We start from the raw sequence: 24945 nt of genomic DNA, 5'->3' as shown, positions 1-24945 counted from the left end.
AGGTTTCACAGTCCGGCGATGATTTGTAGTGATTGGTTGACGGGGTTGTCGCGGCGGCGGCATTGTCGCAGTATCTGCCAGTCTTCGAGCCGGGCGATGACGTGTTCGACGCGGGCCCTGATGCGGCGGTGGGCCCGGTCGTGGTCGTCGTGGTTGATTCGGCCGGTGGGGTCGGGGGCGGGGTGGTGATCGGAGGTGATGGCGCGGTATCCGCTGTCGCCGAGGATGACACGACCGTCGAGCAGGTGTGCCACGGTGTGGCGGGCGACGATGATGCGGTTTCCGGGTGTTGGGCCAGCCGCGGCCGACGGCGACGGGTTGGGCGTGGATTTCAACTAGTCGCTCGACCAACGAGTTCAAATCGCCACCGGCACCGGCCTGTTGGCGGGCATTCCGTCCGGCATACCTCAAGCCTTGTTCTTACTCGCCGGGATCCTCTGCCAGATAGTCGCCGAGGGTATAGGACTGCCCTAAAGCACGACGGCGCTCGGCCTCCTCGAAAACCGCTTGCAGGCGCGCCTGATCGGACTGGGTTTTACGCGCCACTTCGCGATACAGCTGGTTGTCCATCGCGAAAACACCGGGGGCAGGCTTAGTGATCAAAACTGGCGGACTCTACCTCCGGCAACCACGGCAGCTCGGGGGCTCCGCGAACATCAGGGCGTCGAAGGGTTGCCGACCGTGTGTAGCCTCTCCGCCGACGTGGTTTCGTTGCGCTCGAAGCTGTCCGCCGTTTTCGAGAGCCTGTCGGCAGTGGACCGCATCCGTGTGCTGAACGCGGTCAAGGTCTTCGTGGTGGCCGCGCGATAGCGGTTGGACCGGCTCGCCCCGAACTGCCAGGTCGATACCGCCGGTATGGCGGGGCCGCGACCGCGGACAGCTCGGACGCTCGCACCTCACACTGGTTGGACGCTGCGCGCAGACCCGCGGGGTCGATCTTGAGCGAGGTCACGATAAGCATGACGCGATGGTAACGCGGCGAGAGCGCGACGCGTAACCGTAACAGCATGCGGACCCGGCCGCCCCGTGGGGCACCGGCTTTCAGGCGCTCGGGAAGTGTAGCACCGCCGGTTTATGCTCCTTCAGCCCCTTGGCTTAGCTTAGGTCCCGATAATCCCGTCGATGTCGTGCGCCATCGCGACGTCCTTGTCGGTAATGCCGCCCTCGGAGTGCGTCACCAGCGCGAAAGTCACTGTTCGCCAACGGATATCGATATCAGGGTGATGGTCCTGAGCCTCGGCGTGCTCGGCTACCCGACGCACCGCGTCGATACCGGCCAGAAACGCCGGAAACTTGACTGACCGGCGCAGCGAGCCCTCCGCGTGTTCCCACCCCTTGAGGTCAGGCAGTGCGGCGTCTACTTGTTCATCGGTTAATACAGCCATAATTTTCAGCGTACGTCGCTCGGTGCCCGCGACTGCTATAGCGTCGCCCCCAATGCCGAACCAGATCGTGGTCGCCGGGGCCGTCATCGCCGAATCCCGGGTGCTGGTCGCACAACGGCAGCGGCCGCCCGCTCTGGCAGGCCGCTGGGAATTGCCGGGCGGCAAGGTGGCGCCCGGCGAGACCGAGCCCGAGGCGCTGGCCCGCGAACTCGCCGAGGAGCTGGGCGTCGAAGTCGCGGTCGGCGAACGCCTGGGCGGCGACATTGCACTCAACGCGACGACAACGCTACGTGGCTACCAGGTGAGTCTGGTCCGCGGCGAACCTCATCCCTACGACCACCGGGCGTTGCGCTGGGCGACTGCGGCGCAGCTGCGCGAGATCGACTGGGTGCCCGCCGACCGGGGCTGGCTGCCCGCGCTGACCCGCATCCTCTGACCAGAGCGGTACAGGTCACAGCCGCTCCGTTAATTGCCCGGCTCCTCTTCGGGCCGCTGCGCGGCCCACATCGTCACCGGGCGGTTTCGCGATTAACCACTCGCACTGTCAGAATCACAGGCGTGGATTTTCGCAACATCGCCATCGTCGCTCACGTCGACCACGGCAAGACGACGCTGGTTGACGCCATGTTGCGACAATCCGGCGCGCTGCACGAACGCGGCGAGGTGACGGACCGAGTGATGGACACCGGCGATCTCGAGCGGGAAAAAGGCATCACCATCCTGGCCAAGAACACCGCGGTACACCGTCATCACAGCGACGGAACCGTCACCGTCATCAACGTGATCGACACCCCCGGGCACGCCGACTTCGGCGGTGAAGTCGAGCGCGGCCTGTCCATGGTCGACGGCGTGCTGCTGCTGGTCGACGCCTCCGAGGGTCCGCTGCCGCAGACCCGGTTCGTGCTGCGCAAGGCGCTCGCCGCACATCTGCCGGTGATCCTGGTCGTCAACAAAACCGACCGGCCCGACGCACGCATCGCCGATGTCGTCGACGCCAGCCATGACTTACTGCTTGACGTTGCGGCCGATCTGGACGACGAGGCCGCCAAGGCCGCCGAGGGAGCGCTCGGCCTGCCGACGCTGTACGCGTCTGGGCGCGCCGGGGTGGCCAGCACCGCAGCGCCTGCCGACGGCCAAGTGCCCGATGGCGACAATCTAGACTCGTTGTTCGATGTTCTGCTGCAACATATTCCACCGCCCAGCGGCAACCCGGATGCGCCGCTGCAGGCGTTGGTGGCCAACCTTGACGCGTCGGCGTTTCTGGGCCGGCTGGCGCTGGTCCGCATTCACAACGGCCGGCTGCGCAAGGGGCAGCAGGTGGCGTGGCTGCGAGAGGTGGACGGCGAGCCGGTGATCGCCACCGTGAAGATCACCGAGCTGCTGGTCACCGAGGGCGTCGAGCGCTCGCCCACCGAGGAGGCCATCGCCGGCGATATCGTCGCGGTCGCAGGAATACCCGAGATCATGATCGGCGACACGCTTGCCGACGTCGCGAATCCTGTTGCGCTGCCCAGAATTAGCGTGGACGAGCCAGCGATCTCGGTGACCATCGGCACCAACACCTCTCCGTTGGCGGGCAAAGTGTCCGGGCACAAGCTGACTGCGCGGATGGTCAAGTCGCGGCTGGACACCGAGCTGGTCGGCAACGTGTCGATCCGGGTGCTCGACATCGGCCGACCCGACGCCTGGGAGGTACAAGGCCGCGGCGAGCTGGCGCTAGCCGTGCTCGTCGAGCAGATGCGCCGCGAAGGGTTCGAGCTGACCGTCGGCAAGCCGCAGGTGGTGACCAAGACCGTCGACGGCAAGCTGCATGAGCCGTTCGAGGCGATGACCATCGACGTCCCCGAGGAATACGTCGGCGCAGTCACCCAGTTGATGGCCGCGCGCAAGGGCCGGATGGTCGAAATGGCTAACCACGCAACCGGTTGGGTCCGAATGGATTTCGTGGTCCCCAGCCGGGGGCTGATCGGGTGGCGCACCGACTTCCTCACCGAGACCCGCGGCACCGGTATCGGCAACGCGGTGTTCGACGGCTACCGGCCGTGGGCGGGGGAGATCCGGGCCCGGCATACCGGATCGCTGGTGTCCGACCGGACCGGCGCCATCACACCGTTCGCGTTGATTCAGTTGGCCGATCGAGGCCAGTTCTTCGTCGAGCCCGGGCAAGACACCTATCAGGGCATGGTCGTCGGGATCAATCCGCGCCCGGAAGATCTCGACATCAACGTCACCCGCGAGAAGAAGCTGACCAACATGCGGTCTTCGACCGCCGACGTCTTCGAGACCCTGGCCAAGCCGCTCGAGCTCGATCTGGAGCAGGCGATGGAGTTCTGCGCGCCGGACGAGTGTGTCGAGGTAACCCCCGAGGTGGTGCGGGTGCGAAAAGTGCAGCTGGACGCCACCGACCGGGCCCGCAGCCGTTCACGGGCCAAGGCCCGTGCGTAAGTGGTATTGCCCGCCGAGCCGAACGCGGCGGCGAAAAATCCGCCACGATCCCGCCGTAGCGTTACGCGCGCGGCCGAGACGGCATACGGCGCGGTTCTGGGGGCCAGCCGCCCGGGCCCCGATACCCTGTTGGGCGTGCCGAAACGAGCCCGCCGCGCCTGGCTGACGATCGGCGTGCTGGTTTCGGCGCTTTCCCTGGCCGGCTGCACGGTCAGTCCGCCACCGGCCCCGCAGAGCACCGAGACCACCCGAAGCGTCCCGCCGCCGCCGCAGCGCAAGACGCAGATCATCGTGGGCATCGACTCGATCGGCGCAGGCTTCAATCCGCATTTGGTGTCCGATCTTTCCGCGGTCAACGCCGCGATCGGGGCGCTGGTGCTGCCCAGCGCATTCCGGCCGGTGCCCGACCCGGCCACGCCGACGGGATCCCGGTGGGAGATGGACCCGACGTTGCTGGTGTCCGCGGACGTGACTAACGAGAACCCGTTCACGGTGACCTACAAAATCCGGCCGGAGGCCCAGTGGACCGACAACGCTCCCATCGCCGCCGACGACTTGTGGTATCTGTGGCGCCAGATGGTCGGCCAACCCGGTGTGGTCGATCCGGCCGGCTATGACCTGATCACCGGTGTGCAGTCGATCGACGGCGGCAAGCAGGCGGTCGTCACGTTCTCGCGGCCATACCCGGCCTGGCGGGAGTTGTTCAACAACATCTTGCCCGCGCACATCGTCAAGGATGTGCCGGGCGGTTTCCCGGCCGGATTGGCGAGCGCGCTGCCGGTCACCGGCGGACAGTTCCGGGTGGAAAACATCGACCCGCAGCGCGACGAAATCCTGCTCGCCCGCAACGATCGTTATTGGGGGCCGCCGGCCAAGCCGGATCTGATCCTGTTCCGGCGAGCGGGGGCACCGGCCGCGCTGGCCGACTCGGTCCGCAACGGCGACACGCAAGTGGCCCAAGTGCACGGTGGCTCAGCGGCTTTCGCGCAATTGTCGGCTATCCCGGCCGTGCGGACCGCGCGGATCATGACGCCACGAGTCATGCAGCTCACGTTGCGCGCCAACGAGCCCAAGCTGGCCGACACCGCGGTGCGCAAGGCGATTCTGGGAATGCTTGACGTCGACCTACTGGCCGCCGTCGGAGCAGGCAGCGATAACACCGTCACCCTGGACCAGGCGCAAATTCGCTCGCCCAGTGATCCCGGCTATGTGCCGACCGCGCCGCCGGCGATGACCCGCAACGAGGCGTTGGCGTTGCTGGAAGCATCCGGATATCAGATCGAAAACGACACGTCGGCGTCGGTCACCCCGCCACCGCCGGGGCCCTCGGCGGCGCCGCGGCCCCGTAATGGGCCACCAGAGATCACCCGGGGCCGTATCAGCAAAGACGGCAAGCAGCTCTCCCTGGTCATCGGCGTGGCGGCGAATGACCCGACATCGGTGGCAGTGGCCAATACCGCCGCCGACCAGTTGCGCGATGTCGGTATCGCCGCGACCGTGCTGGCGCTGGATCCGGTGGTGTTGTACCGCGATGCTCTGGTCAACAACCGGGTGGACGCCCTGGTCGGTTGGCGCGAAGCCGGGGGAAACCTGGCCACGCTGCTGGCGTCCCGCTACGGCTGTCCTGCGCTGGAGGCGACGGCGGTGTCGACGGCGGTGGCGCCGACGGCCTCATCCGGTCCCGCTGTCGCGGGCCGAGCGACTCCGGCGACCACCGCCACGGCGCCTACCTCGGCCGCACCCCGCCAGGCGCAGGAACCCGGGGCGTTGGTGCAGGCCCCATCCAACCTCACCGGCATCTGCGATCACAGCATTCAGACGGACATCGACGCCGCGCTGGCCGGCACCGCGAACCTCAACGACGTCATCAACGAAGTGGAGCCGCGGCTGTGGAACATGTCGGCCGTGCTGCCGATTCTGCAGGACACCACCATCGTGGCCGTCGGCCCCAGCGTTCTGGGTGTGAGCCTTTCGGGATCGGTACTGGTCGGCATCGTCGGCGGCGCCGGACAGTGGGTCAAAACCGCGCAGTAAGCGTGATCACGGTGTCGACGATGTGCTCCAATTGGCGCTTGTTCGGCGGGGCTCCGGTGAGCAGCACTTGCTGGTAGATCAACGCCGGGCCGACGCGCGCGGTGTAGGGCGTGAGCGCGGCGGCGTTGATCTCGCCGTTGGCCACGCCGGCCTGCAGAATCGATTCGGTGATCGCCAGGCGGGGCGCCACAACGGCGTCGGCGAAGATCGCACGCAATTCCGGCTCGTGCAGAAGCTGGTTCATGATGGCCAGACTGGGGAACGCGGTCTTGCCGGAAAGTATGTCGCAGTGCGCGGTGAAGACGGCCAGCAGATTCTCCCGCGCCGACCGGTCGGTGCGGGGCTCTGGCAGCGCCGGCAGCGCGTAACGCAGCGCCGACTGGACCAGGTCGTGCTTGCAGGTCCAGCGACGGTACAACGCGGCCTTGCCGGTCCGGGCTCGCGCCGCGATTCCTTCCATGGTCAGGCCCCCGTAGCCGGCGACAGCAAGTTCGGCCAGCGTCGCGTCGTAGAGCGCGTCCTCGAGCTCCTTGCCGCGGCGGCGAGTGCGAGCGGTCTGCGGTGGCATCCGTTGATAGTAGCCAGCTGCGTTCACACCGGTATGGTGGCTCCATGCAGGAGACGCCACGGCTGTTGTTCGTCCACGCCCATCCGGACGACGAGACCATCACCAACGGCGCCACCATCGCCCATTACGTCGCCCGCGGGGCGCAGGTGCATGTCGTCACCTGCACCCTCGGCGAAGAGGGCGAGGTCGTCGGCGACCGTTGGGCACAGCTGGCCGCCGACCGCGCCGACCAACTCGGCGGCTACCGCATCGGCGAACTCACCGCGGCGCTGCAAGCCCTGGGTGTGCCCGCGCCGATCTTCCTGGGCGGTCCGGGCCGCTGGCGTGATTCGGGCATGGCCGGCACCGAACCGCGGCTCGGCAACGAACGGTTCTGCGATGCCGATGACCGCGAAGCCGTCGGCGCGCTGGTCGCGCTCATTCGCACCTTGCGGCCGCATGTCGTGGTGACCTACGACCCCAACGGCGGATACGGACATCCCGACCATGTGCAGGCCCATGTCGTCGCCACAGCAGCAGTGGCCGCGGCCGGGGCCGACGACTACCCGGGCGCGCGGTGGTCGGCGCCGAAGCTGTACTGGACGGTCATCGCCAGAAGCGCATTCGCCGCAGGCTGGGAGGCGCTCGGCCCCGCCGACATGCGGTCCGAGTGGGTGATTCCGCCGTCCGGCGGCGACTACTCCGCTTTTCAGGAACTCGGCTACCCCGATGAAGAGATCGACGCCGTGATCGACGACCCGGACGCGCTGCCGGCCAAGCAGGCGGCGCTGGCCGCGCACGCCACCCAGTTGACCGTCGGCCCGACCGGCCGGGCGTTCGCGTTGTCGAATAACTTCGCCCTGCCCATCGTCACGCAGGAGCACTACATCCTGGCTGCCGGCGTCGCGGGAGACCGCGATGGGCGCGGCTGGGAGACCGATCTACTCGCCGGACTCGACCTCACCAACCCCGTCGCGCGGTAGGCTTCGGAGCAGGCGAGCCCGCGAGGACCAAAAAGGAAGAGTCATGGATCCGGATTTGGACCAGAACGAACAACACTGGCGGGACCGACTGGACAGCTTCCAGTGGGTGCTCATGTCTAACGTGTCGCAGTTGGACAGCGTCCCGACCTGACCGCGACCAAGCCGCGCGTCGCGCGCGTTGACGACATCGTCGTAACGGATCCAGCGATTCGATTCGTCATCCTGGCGTTACTCGCCGTCGACGGGATTCTCTCCGCAGTGGCCGGTGCCCTGCTGCTGCCGGCCTATATCGGTTCAATTCCATTTCCGATCAGCGCGTTGGTCAGCGGTCTGGTCAACGCGGCCCTGGTTTGGGCTGCCGGGCGATGGGCCACATCAGCGAGAATGGCGGCGTTGCCGTTGTGGACGTGGCTGCTGACCGTCCTCGCGATGTGCGGTGGAGGTCCGGGCGGCGATGTTCTATTCGGTGGGCCCGGAGTGATGGCCTACGGCCCGTTGCTGCTGCTCGCGGCGGGCGTGTTGCCGCCGGGGTGGGTGCTGTGGCGCCGCCAAGAGCCAGGCGCCCGCTGACGGGAGCTGGACGCTACTGTTGCGCACATGGCACGCGTCGGGGTTGGACACGGGTGGGGTGCGTGGATGAAATCCAGCCGGGCGGAAGTTACACCACCGTGCCACTGACCCTGGGGCAAGAGCCGACGCTACTGCCCACCCCGTCGCTGCCGCCGTCGCCGAGTGCCTCCGCGACGCGCCGGGTGTTGCGGCGCGCCCGCGACGGGGCGGCGCTGAATGTTGACGAGGCGGCCGTCGCGATGGCCGCCCGCGGTGATGACCTTGAAGATCTGTGTCACAGCGCGGCGCGGGTACGCGATGCCGGCCTGGAATCGGCCGGACGGCGTGGCGCTGGTGGCCGGCTGCCTATCAGCTACTCGCGCAAGGTGTTCATCCCGGTGACCCGTCTATGCCGCGACACCTGCCACTACTGCACGTTTGTCACGGTGCCGCCCAAGTTGCGTGCCCAGGGCGCGGGGATGTTTTTAGAACCCGACGAAATCCTCGACATCGCCCGCCGCGGCGGCGAACTCGGTTGCAAGGAAGCGTTATTCACTCTCGGTGATCGGCCCGAGGATCGGTGGCCGGAGGCGCGGGAGTGGCTGGACGAGCGCGGCTACGACTCCACGTTGTCCTATGTGCGAGCGATGGCGATCCGGGTGCTGGAGGAAACCGGGTTGTTGCCGCACCTGAACCCCGGCGTGATGAGCTGGTCGGAGTTGTCGCGGTGCAAGCCGGTGGCGCCGTCGATGGGAATGATGCTGGAGACGACGTCGCGGCGGCTGTTCGAGACGAAGGGCCTGGCGCATTACGGCAGCCCCGACAAAGATCCGGCGGTTCGGCTGCGCACGCTGACCGACGCGGGCCGGTTATCCATACCGTTCACTACCGGTCTGCTCGTCGGCATCGGCGAGACGCTGCCCGAGCGTGCCGAGACACTGCATGCTATTCGTAAGTCGCACAAGGAGTTCGGGCACGTCCAGGAAGTCATCGTGCAGAACTTCCGCGCCAAGGAACACACCGCGATGGCGTCTACTCCGGACGCCGGTATCGACGACTTCCTGGCCACGGTGGCGGTGGCCCGCCTGGTGCTCGGTCCGGGCATGCGCATCCAGGCGCCGCCGAACTTGGTGTCGGCCGACGAGTGTCTGGCGCTGGTCGCCGCGGGTGTCGACGACTGGGGCGGCGTCTCCCCGCTGACACCCGATCACGTCAACCCCGAGCGGCCGTGGCCGGCACTCGACGAGCTCGGCGCCGTCACCGAAGCGGCGGGCTACGACCTCGTGGAGCGGCTGACCGCACAGCCCAAATATGTACTGGCCGGGGCAGCCTGGATCGACCCGCGGGTCCGCGGCCACGTCGCAGCGCTGGCCGATCCGGCCACCGGGCTGGCCCGCGACGTGCGTCCGGTGGGCATGCCGTGGCAGGAGCCGGACGAGGTGCTGTCGTCCGGCCGGGTGGACTTGAACGCGGCCGTCGACACCGAAGGTCGCAACGCCGAGGCCCGTAGCGACTTGGACAGCGCATTCGGGGACTGGGACTCGATCCGCTCCAAGGTGCACGAGTTGGCGGCCCGGGTGCCCGAGCGCATTGACACTGATGTCCGCGCAGCCTTGCGCGCTGCTGAACGTGATCCGGCCGGTTGCACCGACGCCGTGTATCTGACATTGGCCACCGTCGACGGTCCGGCGCTGGATGCTGTTGCCGCGCTGGCAGATTCGTTGCGCCACGACGTGGTGGGTGACGACGTGACATTCGTGGTCAATCGCAACATCAACTTCACCAACATCTGCTACACCGGCTGCCGGTTCTGCGCCTTTGCTCAGCGCAAGGGCGACGCCGATGCTTACTCGCTGTCGACGGCCGAGGTCGCCGAGCGTGCGTGGGAGGCCCACGTCGCCGGTGCCACCGAGGTATGTATGCAAGGTGGTATCGATCCCGAGCTGCCGGTCACCGGCTACGCCGACCTGGTGCGCGCCGTCAAGGCGCGGGTGCCGTCTATGCACGTACACGCGTTCTCGCCGATGGAGATCGCCAGCGGTGTGACCAAGAGCGGCTTGAGTATTCGCGATTGGCTGACCAGCCTGCGCGAGGCGGGACTGGACACCATCCCCGGCACCGCCGCTGAGATCCTCGACGACGAGGTCCGCTGGGTGCTGACCAAGGGCAAGCTGCCCACCTCGATGTGGATCGAGATCGTGACGACAGCGCACGAGGTCGGACTGCGGTCATCCTCGACGATGATGTATGGGCACGTCGACAACCCCCGGCACTGGGTCGGACACCTCAACGTGTTGCGCGGCATCCAGGATCGCACTGGGGGTTTCACCGAGTTCGTGCCGCTGCCGTTCGTGCACCAGAACTCGCCGTTGTACCTCGCCGGTGCGGCGCGGCCGGGGCCCAGCCACCGCGACAACCGCGCCGTGCACGCGCTGGCACGAATCATGTTGCACGGCAGGATTTCTCATATCCAAACCAGTTGGGTCAAGCTCGGCGTCGAGCGCACACAGGTGATGCTCAACGGCGGGGCGGACGATTTGGGCGGCACGCTGATGGAGGAGACCATTTCGCGGATGGCCGGCTCCGAACATGGATCGGCCAAGACCGCGGCGGAATTGATCGCGATCGCGGAGGGCATCGGCCGCCCGGCCCGCCAGCGCACCACGACGTACAGCCCGCTCGCAGCGTAGAGTCCCCCCATTTCCGCGAGCGTGCGTGTTTGTACGCCGACACGCCGCCAACTGTGACAGTCTGTGCATGCTCGCGGCGTAGACGCGCTGTCGAAGGGGAGGCGGTCGACGTGACTAGTTGCCATTGCACCGCAGTCAACCCCGCTATAGCCGCGCCGCCAGCTCGGTGCCTTGCTTGATGGCACGCTTAGCGTCTAGCTAAGCTAGCAGGTAGAACGCGCCCTGCCGGTAATCTCCGGTCCCTTCCATCACCACCAGGCTGACCTGCTCGGCGACCAGCCAGTCCCGCAGCTCCAGCGGCGCATTGGTGGTCGTGGCGAACGTGCGGATCTCCTGGCGGCGAGACCGCTTGCCCTTCGGGCTGGGCGCCCGCACGCCTTGAGGTCCTTCTTGCCGATATCCCCCGATCCGGCTGCTTGCGTTGGAGGCCGGGCTGCCGATCTCCACCTCCTACCGGTATCTGCACGAGCCGATCGACGTGATCGCCGAGCAGGCTCCTGACCTGCACGACGTGCTCGACCAGGCGAAGCGGGAAGGCTGGTCGCACGTCACGCTGGACGCGACGCTGGTCGAGATCGACCGGGTGAACGAGCGCACCGAGGTCGGCCATCACCGGTGGTACTCGGGCAAGCACAAGACTCAGGGCGGCAACGTGCAGATACTGGCCGACCCCGCTGGGTTCCCGGTGTGGTCCAGCGAGGTCGAGCCGGGCAGCACGCACGACATCACCGCCGCTCGCATGCACTGCCTGGGCGTGCTGTACAAAGCGGCCGGCGAGGGATTACCGACGTTGGCGGACCAGGGATACGAAGGTTCCGGGATCGGGGTGCATACCCCGGTCAAGGGCCGTGACCTCGACGTCGCGAACCGCAGCTACAACACATTGCTCACCGCGGTACCGGCGATCGGGGAACGCGCCAACGCCGAACTCAAAGGGACGCTGGCGATGCCTTCGCCGAGTCCGCCTGTGCCCGAACAGAATCGGCCAGATCGTCGCAGCCGCGGTCGTACTATCAACCCTGCAAAGGGGACACTACTGAGAAAACCTCAATGCAACGGTGTGGGTTTTATCGTGAGACACTGGCGACCACTCACCGGCCGCACGGAAAACCCAAGGAGCAGCAGATGACAACTCATTTCGATCCACCCGGTTCGGTCATTGTTGCGGGGGCTCGCACCCCCATCGGGCGGTTACTCGGCGCACTGAAAGGATTCACCGGCGTCGAGCTGGGCGCCCTGGCGATCCAGGCGGCGCTGGAGCGCTCCGGAGTACCAGCCGACCGCGTGCAGTACGTGATCATGGGGCAGGTGCTGCAGGCCGGTGAGGGGCAGATCCCCGCTCGCCAGGCCGCGGTCAAGGCGGGGATCCCGATGACGGTGCCCGCGCTGACGATCAACAAAGTCTGCCTGTCCGGGCTGGATGCGATCGCCCTGGCCGACCACCTGATCCGCGCCGGCGAGTTCGACATCGTGGTCGCCGGTGGCATGGAGTCGATGACCAACGCACCACACCTGCTGCCGAAGTCACGGGAGGGCTTCAAGTACGGCGACGCGAAGCTGGTGGACTCGATGGCTTACGACGGGCTGTGGGACAGTTTCACCAATGACGCGATGGGCGCGCTGACCGACAAGCAGAACCCGCGGCTGGGCATCACCCGCGAGCAGCAGGACGCGTTCGCGGCCCGTTCGCACCAGCTGGCGGCGGCCGCGCAGAAGGAGGGCCGCTTCGCCGAGGAGATTGCTCCAGTGCAGATACCGCAGCGGCGGGGCGATCCGCTGGTGGTCGACACCGATGAGGGCGTGCGCCCCGAGACCACCGTGGAGTCGCTGGCCAAACTGCGTCCGGCCTTCGCCCCCGACGGCACCATCACTGCCGGCTCGGCCTCGCAAATCTCCGACGCTGCGTGCGCGGTCGTGGTGACCAGCCGGGCCAAGGCCGAGGAACTGGGCCTGCCGTGGCTGGCCGAGATCGGCGCGCACGGCACGGTGGCCGGGCCAGACTCCACACTGCAGTCGCAGCCCGCCAACGCCACCCTGCTTGCGCTACGCCGCGAGGGACTTTCGGTGGCGGACCTGGATCTGGCCGAGATCAACGAAGCCTTTGCCGCCGTGGCGATCCAGTCGATGCGTGAGCTGAAGATCGACGAGGAAAAGGTCAACGTCGACGGCGGGGCGATCGCGATGGGACATCCGCTGGGTATGTCCGGTGCGCGGCTGGTGCTGCACCTGGCGCTCGCGCTCAAGCGCCGCGGCGGCGGGGTGGGCGCAGCCTCGCTGTGCGGCGGCGGCGGCCAGGGCGACGCGCTGGTGGTGCGGGTACCCAAGCAGTAGCTGGCGTCAATGACAAACCAGCGACAGATAGGAAACGGTTAGTGAAAGGTGATGTGCCATGACCACTTTGGACGCCGAGCAGCAGGACGCCTCGTGGCGTGGCGGCGGCGAGAAGCTGCGCGGCCGAGTTGCTTTCGTGACCGGCGGCACTCGCGGCATCGGCGCGGCGATCTGCAAGAGCCTGGGCAACCAGCACGCGACAGTAGCGGCAGGCTACGGTCATAACGTCGAGCGCGCCAAGGCATTTGCTGACGACTACGAGGAACTGCTAGGGGTGCGGCCCAGCCTGTACCACGGCAACGTGGCATCTGCCGAGGATTGCCGGCGCACTGTCGGTGAGGTCCTCGAGCAGCACGGACGGCTCGACATCCTGGTCAACAACGCCGGCATCACCATCGACAAGACGGTGGCCAAGATGACCGACGAGGACTGGTACACCGTGCTGGCGGTGAACCTGTCCGGGGCGTTCTTCATGGCCCAGGCCGCGCTGGCGCACATGGTCGAGCGGGGCAGCGGCCGGATCATCAACGTCTCTTCCGTCGTCGGCGAAACCGGCAACGTCGGGCAGGCCAACTATTCGGCCTCGAAGTCGGGGCTGTTCGGATTGACCAAGACCCTGGCCAAGGAGGCCGCGTTCCAGCTGGCCAGGGCCGGCAAGAACACCGAGGACGGGATCGGGCTGACCGTCAACACCGTGACCCCTGGTTTCATCGCCACCGAGATGGTCGCGGCGATGCCCGCGAAGGTGCTCGAGAAGATCAAGGGCCAGATTCCGGTTGGCCGCCTTGGGCGACCCGAAGAGATCGCCCGGGTGGTGCACTTCCTCGCCGCCGACGCGTCCTCCTACATCACCGGCCAGGTGTGGGGGGTCAACGGCGGCCTCGACATGTGAGAAGCAGCGTCGACGAAGCGGATCGGTTCTCCTCGATCGCGGACTTTCCCGACAACTTCGTAACAGAAGGCGGCGACATTGTGGATGCCGAATTGGTGGACACAGCTGCGGGTGGCGCGGAGGCGTTGGGCCGCGCCGATCCGTATGACCTGCTGAGTGCGCTGCGGGAGATCGCCAGTCCCTGGCTGCTGGCGCGGGAGACTTTGCCACTGCTGGTCGAGTGGGTCCGGATCGCTGTCGGAATCGGTGACCGGCAGCTGCCGGCGAAGGACCAGCGGTTCAGTGATCCGGCCTGGCGGGACAACCCGTTGTACAACCGGTTGGCCTAGGTCTACCTGGCCTGGTGTGAGACGGTCGGCAGGCTGGTCGAGGACGCGGACCTGCACGAGCGTGAACGTTCCCGCGTGCGGTACGCGACGAACATGTTGACCGCGCTGACCGCGCCGACCGATCTGTTGCCCGGCAACCCCGCAGCGATGAAACGCGCCTTCGAGACGGGCGGAGCGAGTCTGCTGCGCGGCGCCCGGAACTTCGTCGGCGACCTGATCCTCAATCGCGGCATGCCCGCACAGGTCGACACCAGCGGCTTCGTCGTCGGCGAGAACCTGGCCGCGACACCAGGCGCCGTCGTGTACCGCGAGGAGATGTTCGAACTCCTGCAATACTCTCCGACGACGTCCACGGTGTATTCCCGGCCGCTGCTGATGGTGCCGCCAGAAGTGAACAAGCACTACTTCCTCGACCTGGCGCCTGGGAGAAGTCTGGTGGAATACACCATCGCGCAAGGAATCTCGTTTTTCACGATCGTCTGGCGCAACCCACGTCCGGAGCACGGCGGATGGAGCATGGCCGACTACGTCGCCGCCCAACTGCGGGCCCTGGACATCGTGCACGAAATCAGCGGCGCCGACGACGCGAACGTGCTGGGAGCCTGCGCCGGCGGATTGACGACCGCGCTGATGCTGGGACACCTTGCCGCGGCCGGCCAAGCGGCGTACACGCGGCCGCGTTCATGATCACCATGGTCGACACCAGCGAACCCAGCCTGATCTTGGCGCTGTCCACCGAGCGGGCGCGCCGGCAGCTGAGCAAGGACGCTGCCGCGAAACGGCTCTACGACCAGAAGACCATGGCGGCGAACTTCGCCTGGATGCGGCCTAACGAGCTCATCTTCAACTATGTGGTCAACAACTGGCTGATGGGCGAGGACCCGCCGGCGTTCGACATCCCTGCGTGGAACGCCGATTCGACGAACCTCCCCGCCGCGTTCGACCATGACTTCATCGAACTGTATGCCACCAACGCCGCCAGCACGGGCGCGCTGACGATGCTGGCACCCCGATCGACCTGTCGAAGGTCGATTGCGACAACTACATCGTGGCCGGGCACACCGACCACATCACCCCGTGGAGGCCCTGCTACCTGACCAGTCATCTGCTCGGCGGCGCCAGCGAGGTGGTGGTGACCTCCATCGGGCACATCCAGACGATCGTCAACCCGCCCGGCAAACCGCGCGCCAGTTATCACGCCGGCCCCGCAGCGGGTCCCGACGCCGACGCCTGGCTGGCCGGCGCCACCGGGCACGACGGCTCATGGTGGCCGCACTGGGCGCAGTGGCTGACCGCGCGCTCGGGAGAACCTGTGCCCGCGCCCGACAGCCTCGGCAGCCGCGCCCATCCCGCCGGGGATCCTGCACCAGGGCGTTATGTGCGAGAGATATAACCGATACTATGGCCGAACCCAATCTCTCCCCCGCGCCCACCGGTACGTCGAGCATCTACATCGCATCCGCGGAGGCCGACACCGGCAAGTCCGCCATCGCTTTGGGACTATTGCACCTACTGGCCGCGTCGGCCGCGCGGGTAGGGGTATTCCGGCCGATCGTGCGGTCCACCGATAAAGCTGACGACCTCCTCGAGCTGATGCTCGAGCACGCCACCGCCACCCTCGACGACTACGGCCAGTGCCTGGGAGTGACCTATGAACAGGTGCACGAAGATCCCGAGGCCGCGCTGAGCGAGATCGTCGCGAAATATCACGAGGTCGCCCACCAATGCGATGCCGTGCTCGTCATCGGAAGCGACTACACCGACATCATCAACCCGATTGCGCTGAGCGTCAACGCGCGCATCGCGGCGAACCTCGGGGCACCGGTGGTGCTGGCCATCAACGGCCACAGCCGCAGCCCCCAGGCCATCTCACAGATTGCCCAGCGGTGTTTGACCGAAATAACTGCCGTGCACGCGCGCACCGCCGCAATTATCGCCAACCGGTGCGACCCCGAGCAGCTGGGCGATGTCCACGGCGGGAAGTTGTTTCACGAGCCGACGCTGATCACCGATGCGACGCTGGCAGAGATCGAGCGGCTCTCCGACTTGGCGCCGCTGCACAATCCGGCGAACGCGATCGGCATCAAAATCGCGCGCAAGGATTTTCCGGGCATACCGCACGTCGCCGTGTTCGACACCGGGTTCTTCCACACACTGCCGGACGCCGCGGCGACGTACGCGATCCACCGGGATACCGCGGAAAACTACGGTATTCGCCGCTACGGGTTCCACGGCACCTCGCACGAATACGTCGCCGGGCGAGGTAGCGACGGTCCTGGGCAGCGATCTGAGCCAGCTGAATACGATCGTGTTGCACCTCGGCAACGGGGCGTCGGTCTCGGCGGTGCGCGGCGGGGAGGCGGTCGAGACCTCGATGGGGCTGACCCCGCTGGAAGGCCTGGTGATGGGCACCCGCTGCGGAGACATCGACCCCGGCATCCTGATGCACCTTCATCGCACCGCGGGGACCACCGTTGAGCAGCTCGACGAGCTGCTCAACCGGAATTCCGGGCTCAAAGGACTCTGCGGTGTCAACGACTTTCGCCAGTTGTGTGCCCGGATGGAGGCCGGTTCGCAGGCGGCGCAGCTGGCCTATGACGTCTACATCCACCGGCTGCGCAAATACATCGGCGCGTACGTCTTCGTCTTGGGCCGCGTCGACGCGATCGCCTGCACCGCCGGGGTCGGCGAGAATGCGGCCAACGTGCGAGAAGACTCGCTATCGGGTCTGGAAGGCTACGGCATCGCAGTCGATCCCGAGCGCAACCGGTCCCGCGACCGCGGAGCGCGGGTGATCTCCACCGACGACTCGAAGACCACGGTTTTGGTGGTGCCGACCAACGAAGAACTGGCGATAGCCCGCGCCGCCTGGCCTTTTCGTGTGAGTCAGGACAGGATCAGCCAGCTCAAAGTCCTGATTTGCCGTTTAGCGACGTATTAGCTAAACTGCTAATCATCCGATATACACCGCCTTATCTAAGGAGTTGAGATGGCAACCGCAAACAACACGAACACCTTCGAAGAGACCGCTAACCGAATCCGCGAGCTCAACGAGAAGCTGATCCAGCTGGCCAAGGAATCCGGTCAGGCCTCGCTCGACACCTACGAGAAGACGCTGCAGAACATGGCCGACTTCGAAAAGTCCCTGGCCAGCCACAGCCAACTCGACTGCGTAAGCGCCCTGGCGAACACCCATGCGAACTTCGTCCAAGACCTCAGCAGCTTCTACATCAAGGCCGCTCGCGAAGCCGTGAAGTAACAAGACGGCAGGTGAAAACCCCACCCGAAGGTGCGGATTCCACCCCAGCTACCACAACACCCACGACTCACAGCACCAAAGAAGCGCCCGGCAGATAGCACGGGCGTGCCCGCGCCGGTGGCCGTCCGCGGTGGCGAGGGTGACCAGGTGCATGCGGTCAAGTTCGTGACGCAGGTTGCGCCAGGTGTCGCCGGTGCGGATTTCCGCATGGATGAGAAGCAGTGCCAGCCAACACAATTGGACGTGGGCACGGAGGTCCGTGGGCACGGAGGTCCGCAGCAGCCACTTGCCGTCGTAGTGGGCTTCGCATGCGGCGGTGGCGCGGTCGATGCGCAGACGCCCGGTCGGGGTGCGCCGCAACAACCGTCGCAGCCCGGGCTTGCCCTTCAGGGAGCCGACCAGCTCGTCGCGCCGACGCCGAACCGCTCCCACAGTTGATCCAGCACCCACGCCCCGCCGAAGCGGCGCGAGTTAGGTTGCGCCGCTTCGTCTCCCGCAGCTACGCACCTACACCGCTATCACATATCCACTAGTGAAATCCAGCGACACGCCCGAGCTCGTGTGCCTACAGGAATTCGCCGTTCGAGCGCCTCTCCAAGGCTCCGACCAGCGTATGCGCTCCGCGCAACCCCGAAATAGGACCTACGAACTATTGGGCTGTACGTAAACAGGCTGCGGCCAGCAACAGGGCCAGCAACAGCCAGTCCGACTGGGTGACCGCGCAAGTGGAATCCCACCGGAGCGGTGGGGGTTTTCACTTGCTTACCGGAAGCGCAGGCGTTATTCGGCGCGGGTGCGGCGAACGATGTTTGCGTCCAGGAAACTTCGGTAGATCTCGAGCATGGCCCGCCGCTGCGCTGACGTCAGTTCCATCGCAGCTTCGATGGCGGCACCGAGGTCGGCGGATTCGTCATCAGACGAGGCGGGCCGTTCGACAAAACCCGCCATTCTGTACAGCTCGTCGGCTGAGGTGTCGAGCGTTTCGGCGATCGACTCCAACACGGCGTCCGACGGTGCCCGCAGTCCGCGCTCGATCTGGGAGAGATATGGGTTCGATATTCCCACCACCTTGGCGAACTCCCGCATCGGCAGCTCGGCTAGTTCACGCTGCTGGCGAATGAGAGCGCCCAACACACTACGTGGCCGTTGCTTGTTCACGCCTCCAGATTACCGTGGTGGCGTACGCCCAACTGGACTCGTTCTCCAGCAACGTAATCCATCACCGGTGGATCCGTCGTGCATGCACAGCCCCGCGCGCAGGCTGCTTGCCGCCTTCAAGTTGACGTTCCTGCGATTTGTGGAACCCGATGACCACCGACCGTTCGATGCCGTAGGAGTCCATCACCGCGAACAAGTCGTCGGTGTGGTCCGAGATGTTGATCCGCGACTCGTCGGAGGGGCGTTCCGATCCGCCGAGACCGCGATGATCCCACGTCATCACCCAATAGGTGTCGGTGCTCCGGTTGATAGCCGGCCACGCATCGTGCGGAGTGCCAAGCCCGTTGGAGATCAGCACGGGAATTCCGTGGCCATCGTTATCCCACGCCCGCAGACGCGTGCCATCAACGGATGTGACCGATCGGTACGCCAATACACTGCCTTGCTTGATGGTTCCGCTTGTACCTGATCAATCGTAGGGGCACAGAAGGCAGCCACACCGGAATCTCGCTAAAGCTCTGCCCGCCACGTCATCGCCGCGATCGTTCGAGGGTGTCTGACACCGCTTCGACGCCACGTTTGGTCAGCAAGATCGTGTAGTGGTTCACTGTCGGGATGGTCACGCTGCGCAGTGCCGGCACCGCACCAAGCCAGATCTTGATGGTGCTTTCGGGGTAGAGCGGCGAAGTCTGGTTCAGGACTCCGCGCTCCGCACGCAGAAGGGTTGCCGGCACCGTCAGTCGTTTCAGGGCACGATCGAATTGGTCACGGTCGAACTCGCTTTCTGCGTCTGCGATGACCGCGTCCTCACGCACCGTTGACCGCAGTGTCGGAGGCTGGCCACCGAGGTCGTACACCATTGCCTTTTCGATGTGTGTGTTCCAGGCGTCGACGAGCGCCGGGTGCCGCCGCCAATAATCGAGATAGCTCGCCACGGAATCGAACGTCAGGCGTAGGCGGTCGAGCGCGGGTCCGATCAGGCAGGCAAGCCGTTGATCGACCGGCAGCCGGGCAATCGTCCCGATCTCCAGTGGGATACCACCGTCGACTAGTACCAGGTTTCGCACCCGATCCGGGTAGCGGTCAGCGCAGAGGATTGCGACGAAAGCGCCCATCGAGTGCCCGACGACGGTGGCCTTCTCGATCCCGAGAAAGTTGAGCACCGAGACGAGGTCATCGGCGTGGGCCGTCACTGAGAACGGCCCGACGATTTGACTGCTGCGACCTCGCCCGCGTAGGTCCGGTGCAACCACCGTGAAGTCGGGGATGAGTTGATCGGCGAGCGCGGCGAAGTGGAGGTGGTTTCCGGTGATACCGTGTGCGGCGAGGACTACCTCACCGCCATCACCCCATCTGCCGATCTTCAGATTGCCGCCATCGACCGGAACGTCGTAGGTCTTGTATCGCATCTTTGGGTGTGCACCTGCTCATCGAGGAGCGTCATCAAAGGTCGCGTCAGGGTGGCCTATGTCACCGCCGACGCTGTCAGCGGGCCGGATCACGCCCGCGCACTTTCAACCGACAAGCTACGTTGATCTGATGACGCTACACCGAACGCTGCAAGACAGTCTGGCGGATGGCGGCATCGTCAGCACCTACATGAGGGCGCCTGCGCAGGTGTACAGCGCAGCGGCGGTCGGGGCCGCGCGCTTCACGAGTTCTATGGCCGAGCAGGGCGCGACCCCGGCCGATCTGCTTGATACGTTCAACCGCTGGACGCGGTCGGCTTTCGAGCGGAAACCACCGACATGGTCGACGGCGCACAACATCGTCCGGGTGTGGCCGATCGCGCGGCTGCGGGATTTCAGCATCAATCCGCGGTCGCGGGGCGTGCCGGTTCTGGTGCTACCGCCGCAAGCCGGCCACGATTCGTGCATCGTCGACTTTGCTGATGGGCAGAGCCAGATCCAAACGGTCCAATCAGCCGGAATCGGCAGAGTGGCTTCGCTGGATTGGATCGGTGCAACTCACGGAACAAGAAATACGGCCGTCGAGGACTACCTGGCGGTCATCTCCGAAGCGATTGACCAGCTTGGGGGACGGGTCAACCTGGTGGGTGACTGCCAGGGTGGATGGCTCGGCACCATCTTCGCAGCGATGCACCCCAAGAAGGTGCACACACTGGCCGTTGCCGGTGCACCGATCGACACGAAACGCGGAAAACCGCAGTTACAGCAGTGGCTCGCGTTGTCGAGCCTGAATTTCGACATTCCCGCCCACCGAATGATGGTCGCCGTGAATGGCGGAATCTGGCCGGGCCGCTACCAGCTTGCCGGGTTCAAGTCGATGGAGCCCGCCGGTCAGTTCGAGCGGCTGGCCCAGCTGCTCGGTAACGCGCCCCGCGAGGACGAGCTCGCCCGTTACGCCAAATTCGCTGACTGGTTCGAGCACACGCAGGACATCAGCGGCGCGTTCTATCTGTGGATCGTGAAGCACCTGTTTGTCCGCAACGAGCTTGCCGGGGGAACGCTGCGGGTGGCCGGGGAAAGGGTAGATCTTGGCCGCATTCGATGTCCGATTTATTTGATCGCCGGCGACCGCGACCACATCACGCCGGCCGAACAGGTTTGGGCCCTTGAAAAGCACGTGTCGACCGACCCCCACGACGTCACTCGCCGGCTTGCTTCAGCCGGACATCTGGGCTTGTTCATGGGTCGCCATGCGCTCGACGAGCACTGGGCGGCGGTCTTCGCGGACATCGCGCGTCGGTCGTAACCAACCTTCGCGTCGGATCATCATGCCCGAACAAACCACTGAACAAAGTCGCACCGCCGCAATGGCGGCCGCAGGTGTCGATTTGACCGGACGCACGGCAGTGGTCACCGGTGGTGGCAGCGGTATCGGCCGCGCCTGTGCAGTCAGGTTGGCTCGGGCAGGAGCGGCGGTAACGGTGATCGACCTCGACGAAAACGTGGCGATGTCCACAGCGCAGGCTATCGGTGGTACCGCCCGTGCGGCCGACTTGACTGACCCTCGGGTGCTCGACGAACTCGACGTAACTGCAGAAATCGTCGTCAACAATGCCGGTTTTCAACACATCGCACCGATCGAGGAGTTTCCACCCGACAAGTTCGCCGCGCTGCTGCGGCTGATGATAGAAGCTCCGTTTCGATTGATCCAACGCTCACTTCCACGGATGTACGCTGCTGGATACGGCCGCATTATCAACATTTCGTCGGCGCACGGGTTGCGCGCCTCACCGTTTAAGTGCGGGTATGTCGCCGCCAAGCACGGGCTTGAGGGATTGTCGAAGGTGGCGGCATTGGAGGGTGGCCCGAAAGGCGTCACATCGAACTGCATCAACCCAGGGTATGTTCGCACACCGCTGGTGGAGAAACAGATCGCAGCCCAAGCCGCGAGTCGAGGAATTCCCGAATCCGACGTTATCAACCAGGTCATGCTTGCTGAAAGTGCGATAAAGCGGCTCGTCGAGGTAGACGAAGTTGCCGAGCTGGCAGCCTATCTCTGCTCCGAGCAGGCTGCTCTGATCACCGGTGCGTCGCTATGCATTGACGGCGGCTGGACAGCTCACTGAAGTCGCGCCGCTCACAGCGGCGATATATAGGAGATCCGTTGCCGGACAGCAGCTTCCGGCGCGGTCTTCATTAACACTAGTCGAGGATGCGCACGCCCGGCTGCCGATGGCACATTGCCGTGGGTGGAGGGGACCCCAGCGAATCCGGTCAGGCCTCGCTCGACACCTACGAGAAGACGCTGCAGAACATGGCCGACTTCGAAAAGTCCCTGGCCAGCCACAGCCAACTCGACTGCGTAAGCGCCCTGGCGAACACCCATGCGAACTTCGTCCAAGACCTCAGCAGCTTCTACATCAAGGCCGCTCGCGAAGCCGTGAAGTAACAAGACGGCAGGTGAAAACCCCACCCGAAGGTGCGGATTCCACCCCAGCTACCACAACACCCACGACTCACAGCACCAAAGAAGGTGGGCGTTCCCGCGGCTCCCGGCATGATCACCTCCGCGCGCATCGACGCTGCACGAGCTGAGCGACGATTCCGGTGCCGCCATCGACTACGGGCGGATTAGCGCGCTGCGCGCCCCCCCCGGATCGCCAAAGCGATCGCAAGGCCCTGGCGAAATACAAGATGGGCAAGCACTTTCACACCACAATTACCGACACCAGCTTCACCTACCATCGCGACCAAGCCGAGATCGACACCAAAGCCGAAGGCGTCTCCTTAAGGCCAGGCCGGAACGGAAAAATCACGGGTGGTCTCATGGCGGGCCGCCTATAGGGTGCAGGTATGGCCAATCGAAGGCGGTATGCACATCTGTCTTCTGCAGCAGCGCCTCCGCGCCGCCCGCCGGCTTTCCGGTAATAACGATTTCACCCGTTGCTGAGGAGGCGAGCGACAATGCGTGACATGGAAGTAAACCGGCACGGTAAAATCGTCTTTCCCGCCAATTGCTTTCCAGAGCTTGACTTTTCGACGCTCAACACCTTGCAGCAGCTGGACGGCGTCGTCGAGCGCGACTTCGGCGCCAAGGCGCCGACGGGGACCGACATCTTCGATCGCATCGCGGCCGGGCGGTACCGGACCAAGTTCGGGTTGATGCGCGACATGGCGCTGAACCTGTTCTGGGCCAACAGGTTCGTCATCACCATGTACGAGGTCCAACCGACCCGGTGGGCCGACCTGCCGCGTCGTCGCGACGACGTGTTCGTGCCGATACAGACACCTTGGCGGGACCGGGAGACCAAGGTTTCGGCGGTGCGGGACACCTATCCCAAACTGGCCGCGCGGTGGGACGCGGAGACCGAGGACCGAATCTATAAAATTCTCTTCGACGTGTTCAGCCATCGTCGCAGCCACGCCACCAAACTGTCGGCCGTCATTCCCACGGTCGCCGAGTTGTGTTCTGACCGGGCCAATCAGACGCTACGGCTGCAGGAATACGATCCCGACTTCCCCCGCTTCAGCTACGCCGAGATCATCGACTGCTACGAGGAGATCCCCGAATTGGAGGCGCTGCACCGCTGGTCGATGGTGCTGCACAACCAGTACCCGTGGCACCGCGAGCACGCCACCTTGACACCGGTCAGCGAGCTGCGTGACGACGATTACGTTGATGAAGTCGGATCCGACCGCCGCCCGGGTGCGGCGGATGATCTCGACCGGGAAGCGGCGGCGTTTCTCCGGCGTACCGCCCCAGGCGTCGTTGCGCTTATTGGTACGCGGCGCCAGGAACTGGTTGATCAAATAGCCTTCACTGCCCATGATTTCGACGCCGTCGTAGCCGGCATCGCGGGCGAGCTGCGCGCAGCGCACGAAGTCGTCGATCGTGCTCTGCACCCCGCGTGACGAGAGCCGACGCGGGCGAAACGGGTTGATCGTGGCCTTGATCGACGACGCGCTCACCGAAAGCGGGTGATACGCATAACGACTGGGCACGTTCGGCGCGCAGCGCAGAAATCTGCGTGCGCAGCGCAGCCGTGTCGCCGTAAGCGGCGCCGCGCAGCTTGACGGCCACGTCACGGGCGCGGGTATCGCTGAGCGCTCCGCCGCGTCCGCTCATCGGCTCGGCGATCCAGCGGGCCAGTTCGGCGCGGCCGGCGTCGGAGGCGGTGTAGACCTTCTTGTCCGGTCGGCCGCGCTGGATGACGAGAGTCGCGACGACCCAGCCGTCGTCTTCCATCGCCCGCAGCGTGCGGTAGATCTGCTGATGGGTGGCGCTCCAGAAATAGCCGATCGAGCGGTTGAACCGGCGTGCGAGCTCGTAGCCGGAGCCGGACTGTTCGCACAACGACACCAGGATCGCGTGCGGTAGTGCCACCCGCGCAGGATAAGCACCGCCGTGGCGCTATGCAACTAGTTGCGCTGCGCTAGCGCGCATAGCCGCCCCGGTAGTTGCGTTGTATGTGCAACGTCTAGTGTCAGTAATCAACGGACCTTCACCCCCGGGAAGCAAAACCACCAATCCGGGCGTACTTCCCCGGGCCACGGACACACATGGAGGAGACCTTCGTGACGTACACGATCGCCGAACCCTGCGTCGACATCAAGGACAAGGCATGTATCGAGGAATGCCCGGTCGACTGCATCTATGAGGGCGCACGGATGCTCTACATACACCCCGACGAATGCGTGGACTGTGGCGCCTGCGAGCCCGTCTGCCCGGTCGAGGCGATCTACTACGAGGACGATGTGCCCGAGCAGTGGAATCAGTACACGCAGATCAATGCGGACTTCTTCGCTGAACTGGGATCGCCCGGTGGCGCGGCCAAAGTCGGCTTGACCGAGAACGACCCCCAGGTCGTCAAGGATCTGCCGCCGCAAGGTGAGGGCGACTGAGCACCCTGGTGAACCGCCGGCCAGCGTCGGCC

At 65.5% G+C, this 24945-nt stretch carries 28 protein-coding genes and 3 pseudogenes; 20 read left to right on the top strand and 11 right to left on the bottom strand.

Annotated features, from left to right (window positions below):
- Window positions 1-5 precede the first annotated feature (5 nt).
- A complete protein-coding gene (locus tag M5I08_RS20105; RefSeq protein ID WP_219068094.1) occupies window positions 6-335 on the bottom strand; it encodes a transposase family protein in 330 nt (109 codons plus the stop codon).
- An 85-nt stretch (window positions 336-420) separates the two neighbouring features.
- A complete protein-coding gene (locus tag M5I08_RS20100; RefSeq protein ID WP_219068095.1) occupies window positions 421-603 on the bottom strand; it encodes a hypothetical protein in 183 nt (60 codons plus the stop codon).
- Window positions 604-681: 78 nt separating this feature from the next.
- Between M5I08_RS20100 and M5I08_RS26250 the strand changes: the two genes are divergently transcribed.
- Window positions 682-810, top strand: coding sequence for a hypothetical protein (locus M5I08_RS26250; RefSeq protein WP_255564713.1), 129 nt, complete (start codon window positions 682-684; stop codon window positions 808-810).
- A gap of 290 nt (window positions 811-1100) precedes the next feature.
- Here M5I08_RS26250 and M5I08_RS20095 read toward each other — a convergent pair whose 3' ends face one another.
- Window positions 1101-1385 (bottom strand): 4a-hydroxytetrahydrobiopterin dehydratase, encoded by a 285-nt coding sequence (locus M5I08_RS20095; protein ID WP_219068096.1) that lies wholly within the window; start codon window positions 1383-1385, stop codon window positions 1101-1103.
- Window positions 1386-1437: 52 nt separating this feature from the next.
- On the opposite strand from M5I08_RS20095, the gene M5I08_RS20090 reads away from it, so the two are divergent.
- The 3 genes from M5I08_RS20090 (at window position 1438) to M5I08_RS20080 (ending at window position 5864) form a co-directional block, all read left to right on the top strand.
- Entirely contained in the window at window positions 1438-1821 is a 384-nt protein-coding gene (locus M5I08_RS20090) for a (deoxy)nucleoside triphosphate pyrophosphohydrolase (protein ID WP_219068097.1), read from the top strand.
- Between the two features lie 122 nt (window positions 1822-1943).
- Window positions 1944-3830, top strand: coding sequence for a translational GTPase TypA (typA, locus tag M5I08_RS20085; RefSeq protein ID WP_219068098.1), 1887 nt, complete (start codon window positions 1944-1946; stop codon window positions 3828-3830).
- 129 nt (window positions 3831-3959) lie between these two features.
- Complete coding sequence (locus tag M5I08_RS20080) at window positions 3960-5864, top strand: ABC transporter family substrate-binding protein (protein ID WP_219068116.1); 1905 nt, start codon at window positions 3960-3962, stop codon at window positions 5862-5864.
- Here the strand turns inward: M5I08_RS20080 and M5I08_RS20075 are convergent.
- The gene (locus tag M5I08_RS20075) at window positions 5848-6432 is read right to left on the bottom strand and encodes a TetR/AcrR family transcriptional regulator (protein ID WP_219068099.1); all 585 of its coding nucleotides are present in this window, start codon (window positions 6430-6432) and stop codon (window positions 5848-5850) included. The genes M5I08_RS20080 and M5I08_RS20075 overlap by 17 nt on opposite strands.
- Before the next feature lie 44 nt (window positions 6433-6476).
- Here M5I08_RS20075 and mshB point away from each other — a divergent pair, with 44 nt between their 5' ends.
- The 3 genes from mshB (at window position 6477) to M5I08_RS20060 (ending at window position 10633) form a co-directional block, all read left to right on the top strand.
- A complete protein-coding gene (gene mshB, locus M5I08_RS20070) occupies window positions 6477-7394 on the top strand; it encodes an N-acetyl-1-D-myo-inositol-2-amino-2-deoxy-alpha-D-glucopyranoside deacetylase (RefSeq protein ID WP_219068100.1) in 918 nt (305 codons plus the stop codon).
- Between the two features lie 147 nt (window positions 7395-7541).
- Window positions 7542-7964: a hypothetical protein gene (locus tag M5I08_RS20065; protein ID WP_219068117.1), complete on the top strand. Its 423-nt coding sequence runs from the start codon at window positions 7542-7544 to the stop codon at window positions 7962-7964.
- A 98-nt stretch (window positions 7965-8062) separates the two neighbouring features.
- Window positions 8063-10633 carry a bifunctional FO biosynthesis protein CofGH gene (locus M5I08_RS20060; protein WP_219068118.1) on the top strand — a complete coding sequence of 857 codons (2571 nt, stop codon included), beginning with the start codon at window positions 8063-8065 and terminating at the stop codon, window positions 10631-10633.
- A 198-nt stretch (window positions 10634-10831) separates the two neighbouring features.
- Here the strand turns inward: M5I08_RS20060 and M5I08_RS20055 are convergent, their stop codons facing one another.
- The gene (locus tag M5I08_RS20055; protein ID WP_219068121.1) at window positions 10832-11008 is read right to left on the bottom strand and encodes a hypothetical protein; all 177 of its coding nucleotides are present in this window, start codon (window positions 11006-11008) and stop codon (window positions 10832-10834) included.
- 31 nt (window positions 11009-11039) lie between these two features.
- Between M5I08_RS20055 and M5I08_RS20050 the strand changes: the two are divergent.
- From M5I08_RS20050 to M5I08_RS20005, 9 genes and pseudogenes are all read left to right on the top strand, one after another.
- Window positions 11040-11673, top strand: a pseudogene (locus M5I08_RS20050) (transposase family protein); the annotation flags it as partial.
- An 85-nt stretch (window positions 11674-11758) separates the two neighbouring features.
- Window positions 11759-12964 (top strand): acetyl-CoA C-acetyltransferase, encoded by a 1206-nt coding sequence (locus M5I08_RS20045; RefSeq protein WP_219068101.1) that lies wholly within the window; start codon window positions 11759-11761, stop codon window positions 12962-12964.
- Between the two features lie 58 nt (window positions 12965-13022).
- Entirely contained in the window at window positions 13023-13856 is an 834-nt protein-coding gene (fabG, locus tag M5I08_RS20040; protein ID WP_219068102.1) for a 3-oxoacyl-ACP reductase FabG, read from the top strand.
- Window positions 13853-14185: a hypothetical protein gene (locus M5I08_RS20035; protein WP_219068103.1), complete on the top strand. Its 333-nt coding sequence runs from the start codon at window positions 13853-13855 to the stop codon at window positions 14183-14185. The genes fabG and M5I08_RS20035 overlap by 4 nt, the downstream gene beginning before the upstream one ends.
- A 6-nt stretch (window positions 14186-14191) precedes the next feature.
- The gene (locus M5I08_RS20030) at window positions 14192-14872 is read left to right on the top strand and encodes a class I poly(R)-hydroxyalkanoic acid synthase (RefSeq protein WP_219068119.1); all 681 of its coding nucleotides are present in this window, start codon (window positions 14192-14194) and stop codon (window positions 14870-14872) included.
- On the top strand, window positions 14869-15282 hold the full coding sequence (locus tag M5I08_RS20025) for a hypothetical protein (RefSeq protein WP_219068104.1): 414 nt from the start codon (window positions 14869-14871) through the stop codon (window positions 15280-15282). The genes M5I08_RS20030 and M5I08_RS20025 overlap by 4 nt, the downstream gene beginning before the upstream one ends.
- Window positions 15234-15578 carry a hypothetical protein gene (locus tag M5I08_RS20020; protein ID WP_219068105.1) on the top strand — a complete coding sequence of 115 codons (345 nt, stop codon included), beginning with the start codon at window positions 15234-15236 and terminating at the stop codon, window positions 15576-15578. The genes M5I08_RS20025 and M5I08_RS20020 overlap by 49 nt, the downstream gene beginning before the upstream one ends.
- An 8-nt stretch (window positions 15579-15586) precedes the next feature.
- A pseudogene (locus M5I08_RS27055) lies at window positions 15587-17126 on the top strand (acetate kinase).
- 48 nt (window positions 17127-17174) lie between these two features.
- Window positions 17175-17444 (top strand): hypothetical protein, encoded by a 270-nt coding sequence (locus tag M5I08_RS20005; RefSeq protein WP_219068106.1) that lies wholly within the window; start codon window positions 17175-17177, stop codon window positions 17442-17444.
- A gap of 120 nt (window positions 17445-17564) precedes the next feature.
- On the opposite strand, the pseudogene M5I08_RS20000 reads toward M5I08_RS20005, so the two are convergent.
- From M5I08_RS20000 to M5I08_RS19985, 4 genes and pseudogenes are all read right to left on the bottom strand, one after another.
- Window positions 17565-17861, bottom strand: a pseudogene (locus M5I08_RS20000) (IS1634 family transposase); the annotation flags it as partial.
- Window positions 17862-18224: 363 nt separating this feature from the next.
- The gene (locus M5I08_RS19995; RefSeq protein ID WP_219068108.1) at window positions 18225-18602 is read right to left on the bottom strand and encodes a helix-turn-helix domain-containing protein; all 378 of its coding nucleotides are present in this window, start codon (window positions 18600-18602) and stop codon (window positions 18225-18227) included.
- 61 nt (window positions 18603-18663) lie between these two features.
- Window positions 18664-18960, bottom strand: coding sequence for an alpha/beta fold hydrolase (locus M5I08_RS19990; RefSeq protein WP_219068109.1), 297 nt, complete (start codon window positions 18958-18960; stop codon window positions 18664-18666).
- A gap of 172 nt (window positions 18961-19132) precedes the next feature.
- Window positions 19133-20011 carry an alpha/beta fold hydrolase gene (locus M5I08_RS19985; protein ID WP_219068110.1) on the bottom strand — a complete coding sequence of 293 codons (879 nt, stop codon included), beginning with the start codon at window positions 20009-20011 and terminating at the stop codon, window positions 19133-19135.
- A 130-nt stretch (window positions 20012-20141) separates the two neighbouring features.
- Here M5I08_RS19985 and M5I08_RS19980 point away from each other — a divergent pair, with 130 nt between their 5' ends.
- The 3 genes from M5I08_RS19980 (at window position 20142) to M5I08_RS19970 (ending at window position 22460) form a co-directional block, all read left to right on the top strand.
- On the top strand, window positions 20142-21317 hold the full coding sequence (locus M5I08_RS19980; protein ID WP_219068111.1) for an alpha/beta fold hydrolase: 1176 nt from the start codon (window positions 20142-20144) through the stop codon (window positions 21315-21317).
- Window positions 21318-21339: 22 nt separating this feature from the next.
- Window positions 21340-22137, top strand: a complete 798-nt coding sequence (locus M5I08_RS19975; protein ID WP_249762928.1) for a 3-hydroxybutyrate dehydrogenase — start codon at window positions 21340-21342, stop codon at window positions 22135-22137.
- 119 nt (window positions 22138-22256) lie between these two features.
- Window positions 22257-22460 carry a hypothetical protein gene (locus M5I08_RS19970; RefSeq protein WP_219068112.1) on the top strand — a complete coding sequence of 68 codons (204 nt, stop codon included), beginning with the start codon at window positions 22257-22259 and terminating at the stop codon, window positions 22458-22460.
- Window positions 22461-23500: 1040 nt separating this feature from the next.
- On the opposite strand, the gene M5I08_RS27050 is transcribed toward M5I08_RS19970, so the two are convergent.
- Together M5I08_RS27050 and M5I08_RS19960 are read right to left on the bottom strand one after the other, a co-directional pair.
- The gene (locus tag M5I08_RS27050; RefSeq protein ID WP_370328514.1) at window positions 23501-23914 is read right to left on the bottom strand and encodes an oxidoreductase; all 414 of its coding nucleotides are present in this window, start codon (window positions 23912-23914) and stop codon (window positions 23501-23503) included.
- Window positions 23829-24395 carry a PadR family transcriptional regulator gene (locus M5I08_RS19960; protein WP_219070259.1) on the bottom strand — a complete coding sequence of 189 codons (567 nt, stop codon included), beginning with the start codon at window positions 24393-24395 and terminating at the stop codon, window positions 23829-23831. The genes M5I08_RS27050 and M5I08_RS19960 overlap by 86 nt, the downstream gene beginning before the upstream one ends.
- A gap of 191 nt (window positions 24396-24586) precedes the next feature.
- Here M5I08_RS19960 and fdxA point away from each other — a divergent pair, with 191 nt between their 5' ends.
- Window positions 24587-24913, top strand: a complete 327-nt coding sequence (gene fdxA / locus M5I08_RS19955; protein ID WP_219070258.1) for a ferredoxin — start codon at window positions 24587-24589, stop codon at window positions 24911-24913.
- Window positions 24914-24945: the final 32 nt, after the last annotated feature.

The organism is Candidatus Mycobacterium methanotrophicum (genome assembly GCF_023515995.1).
GTDB lineage: Bacteria > Actinomycetota > Actinomycetes > Mycobacteriales > Mycobacteriaceae > Mycobacterium > Mycobacterium methanotrophicum.
Note: the sequence above shows the minus strand (reverse complement) of the source record. Positions and strands in the feature narration are given on the sequence as shown.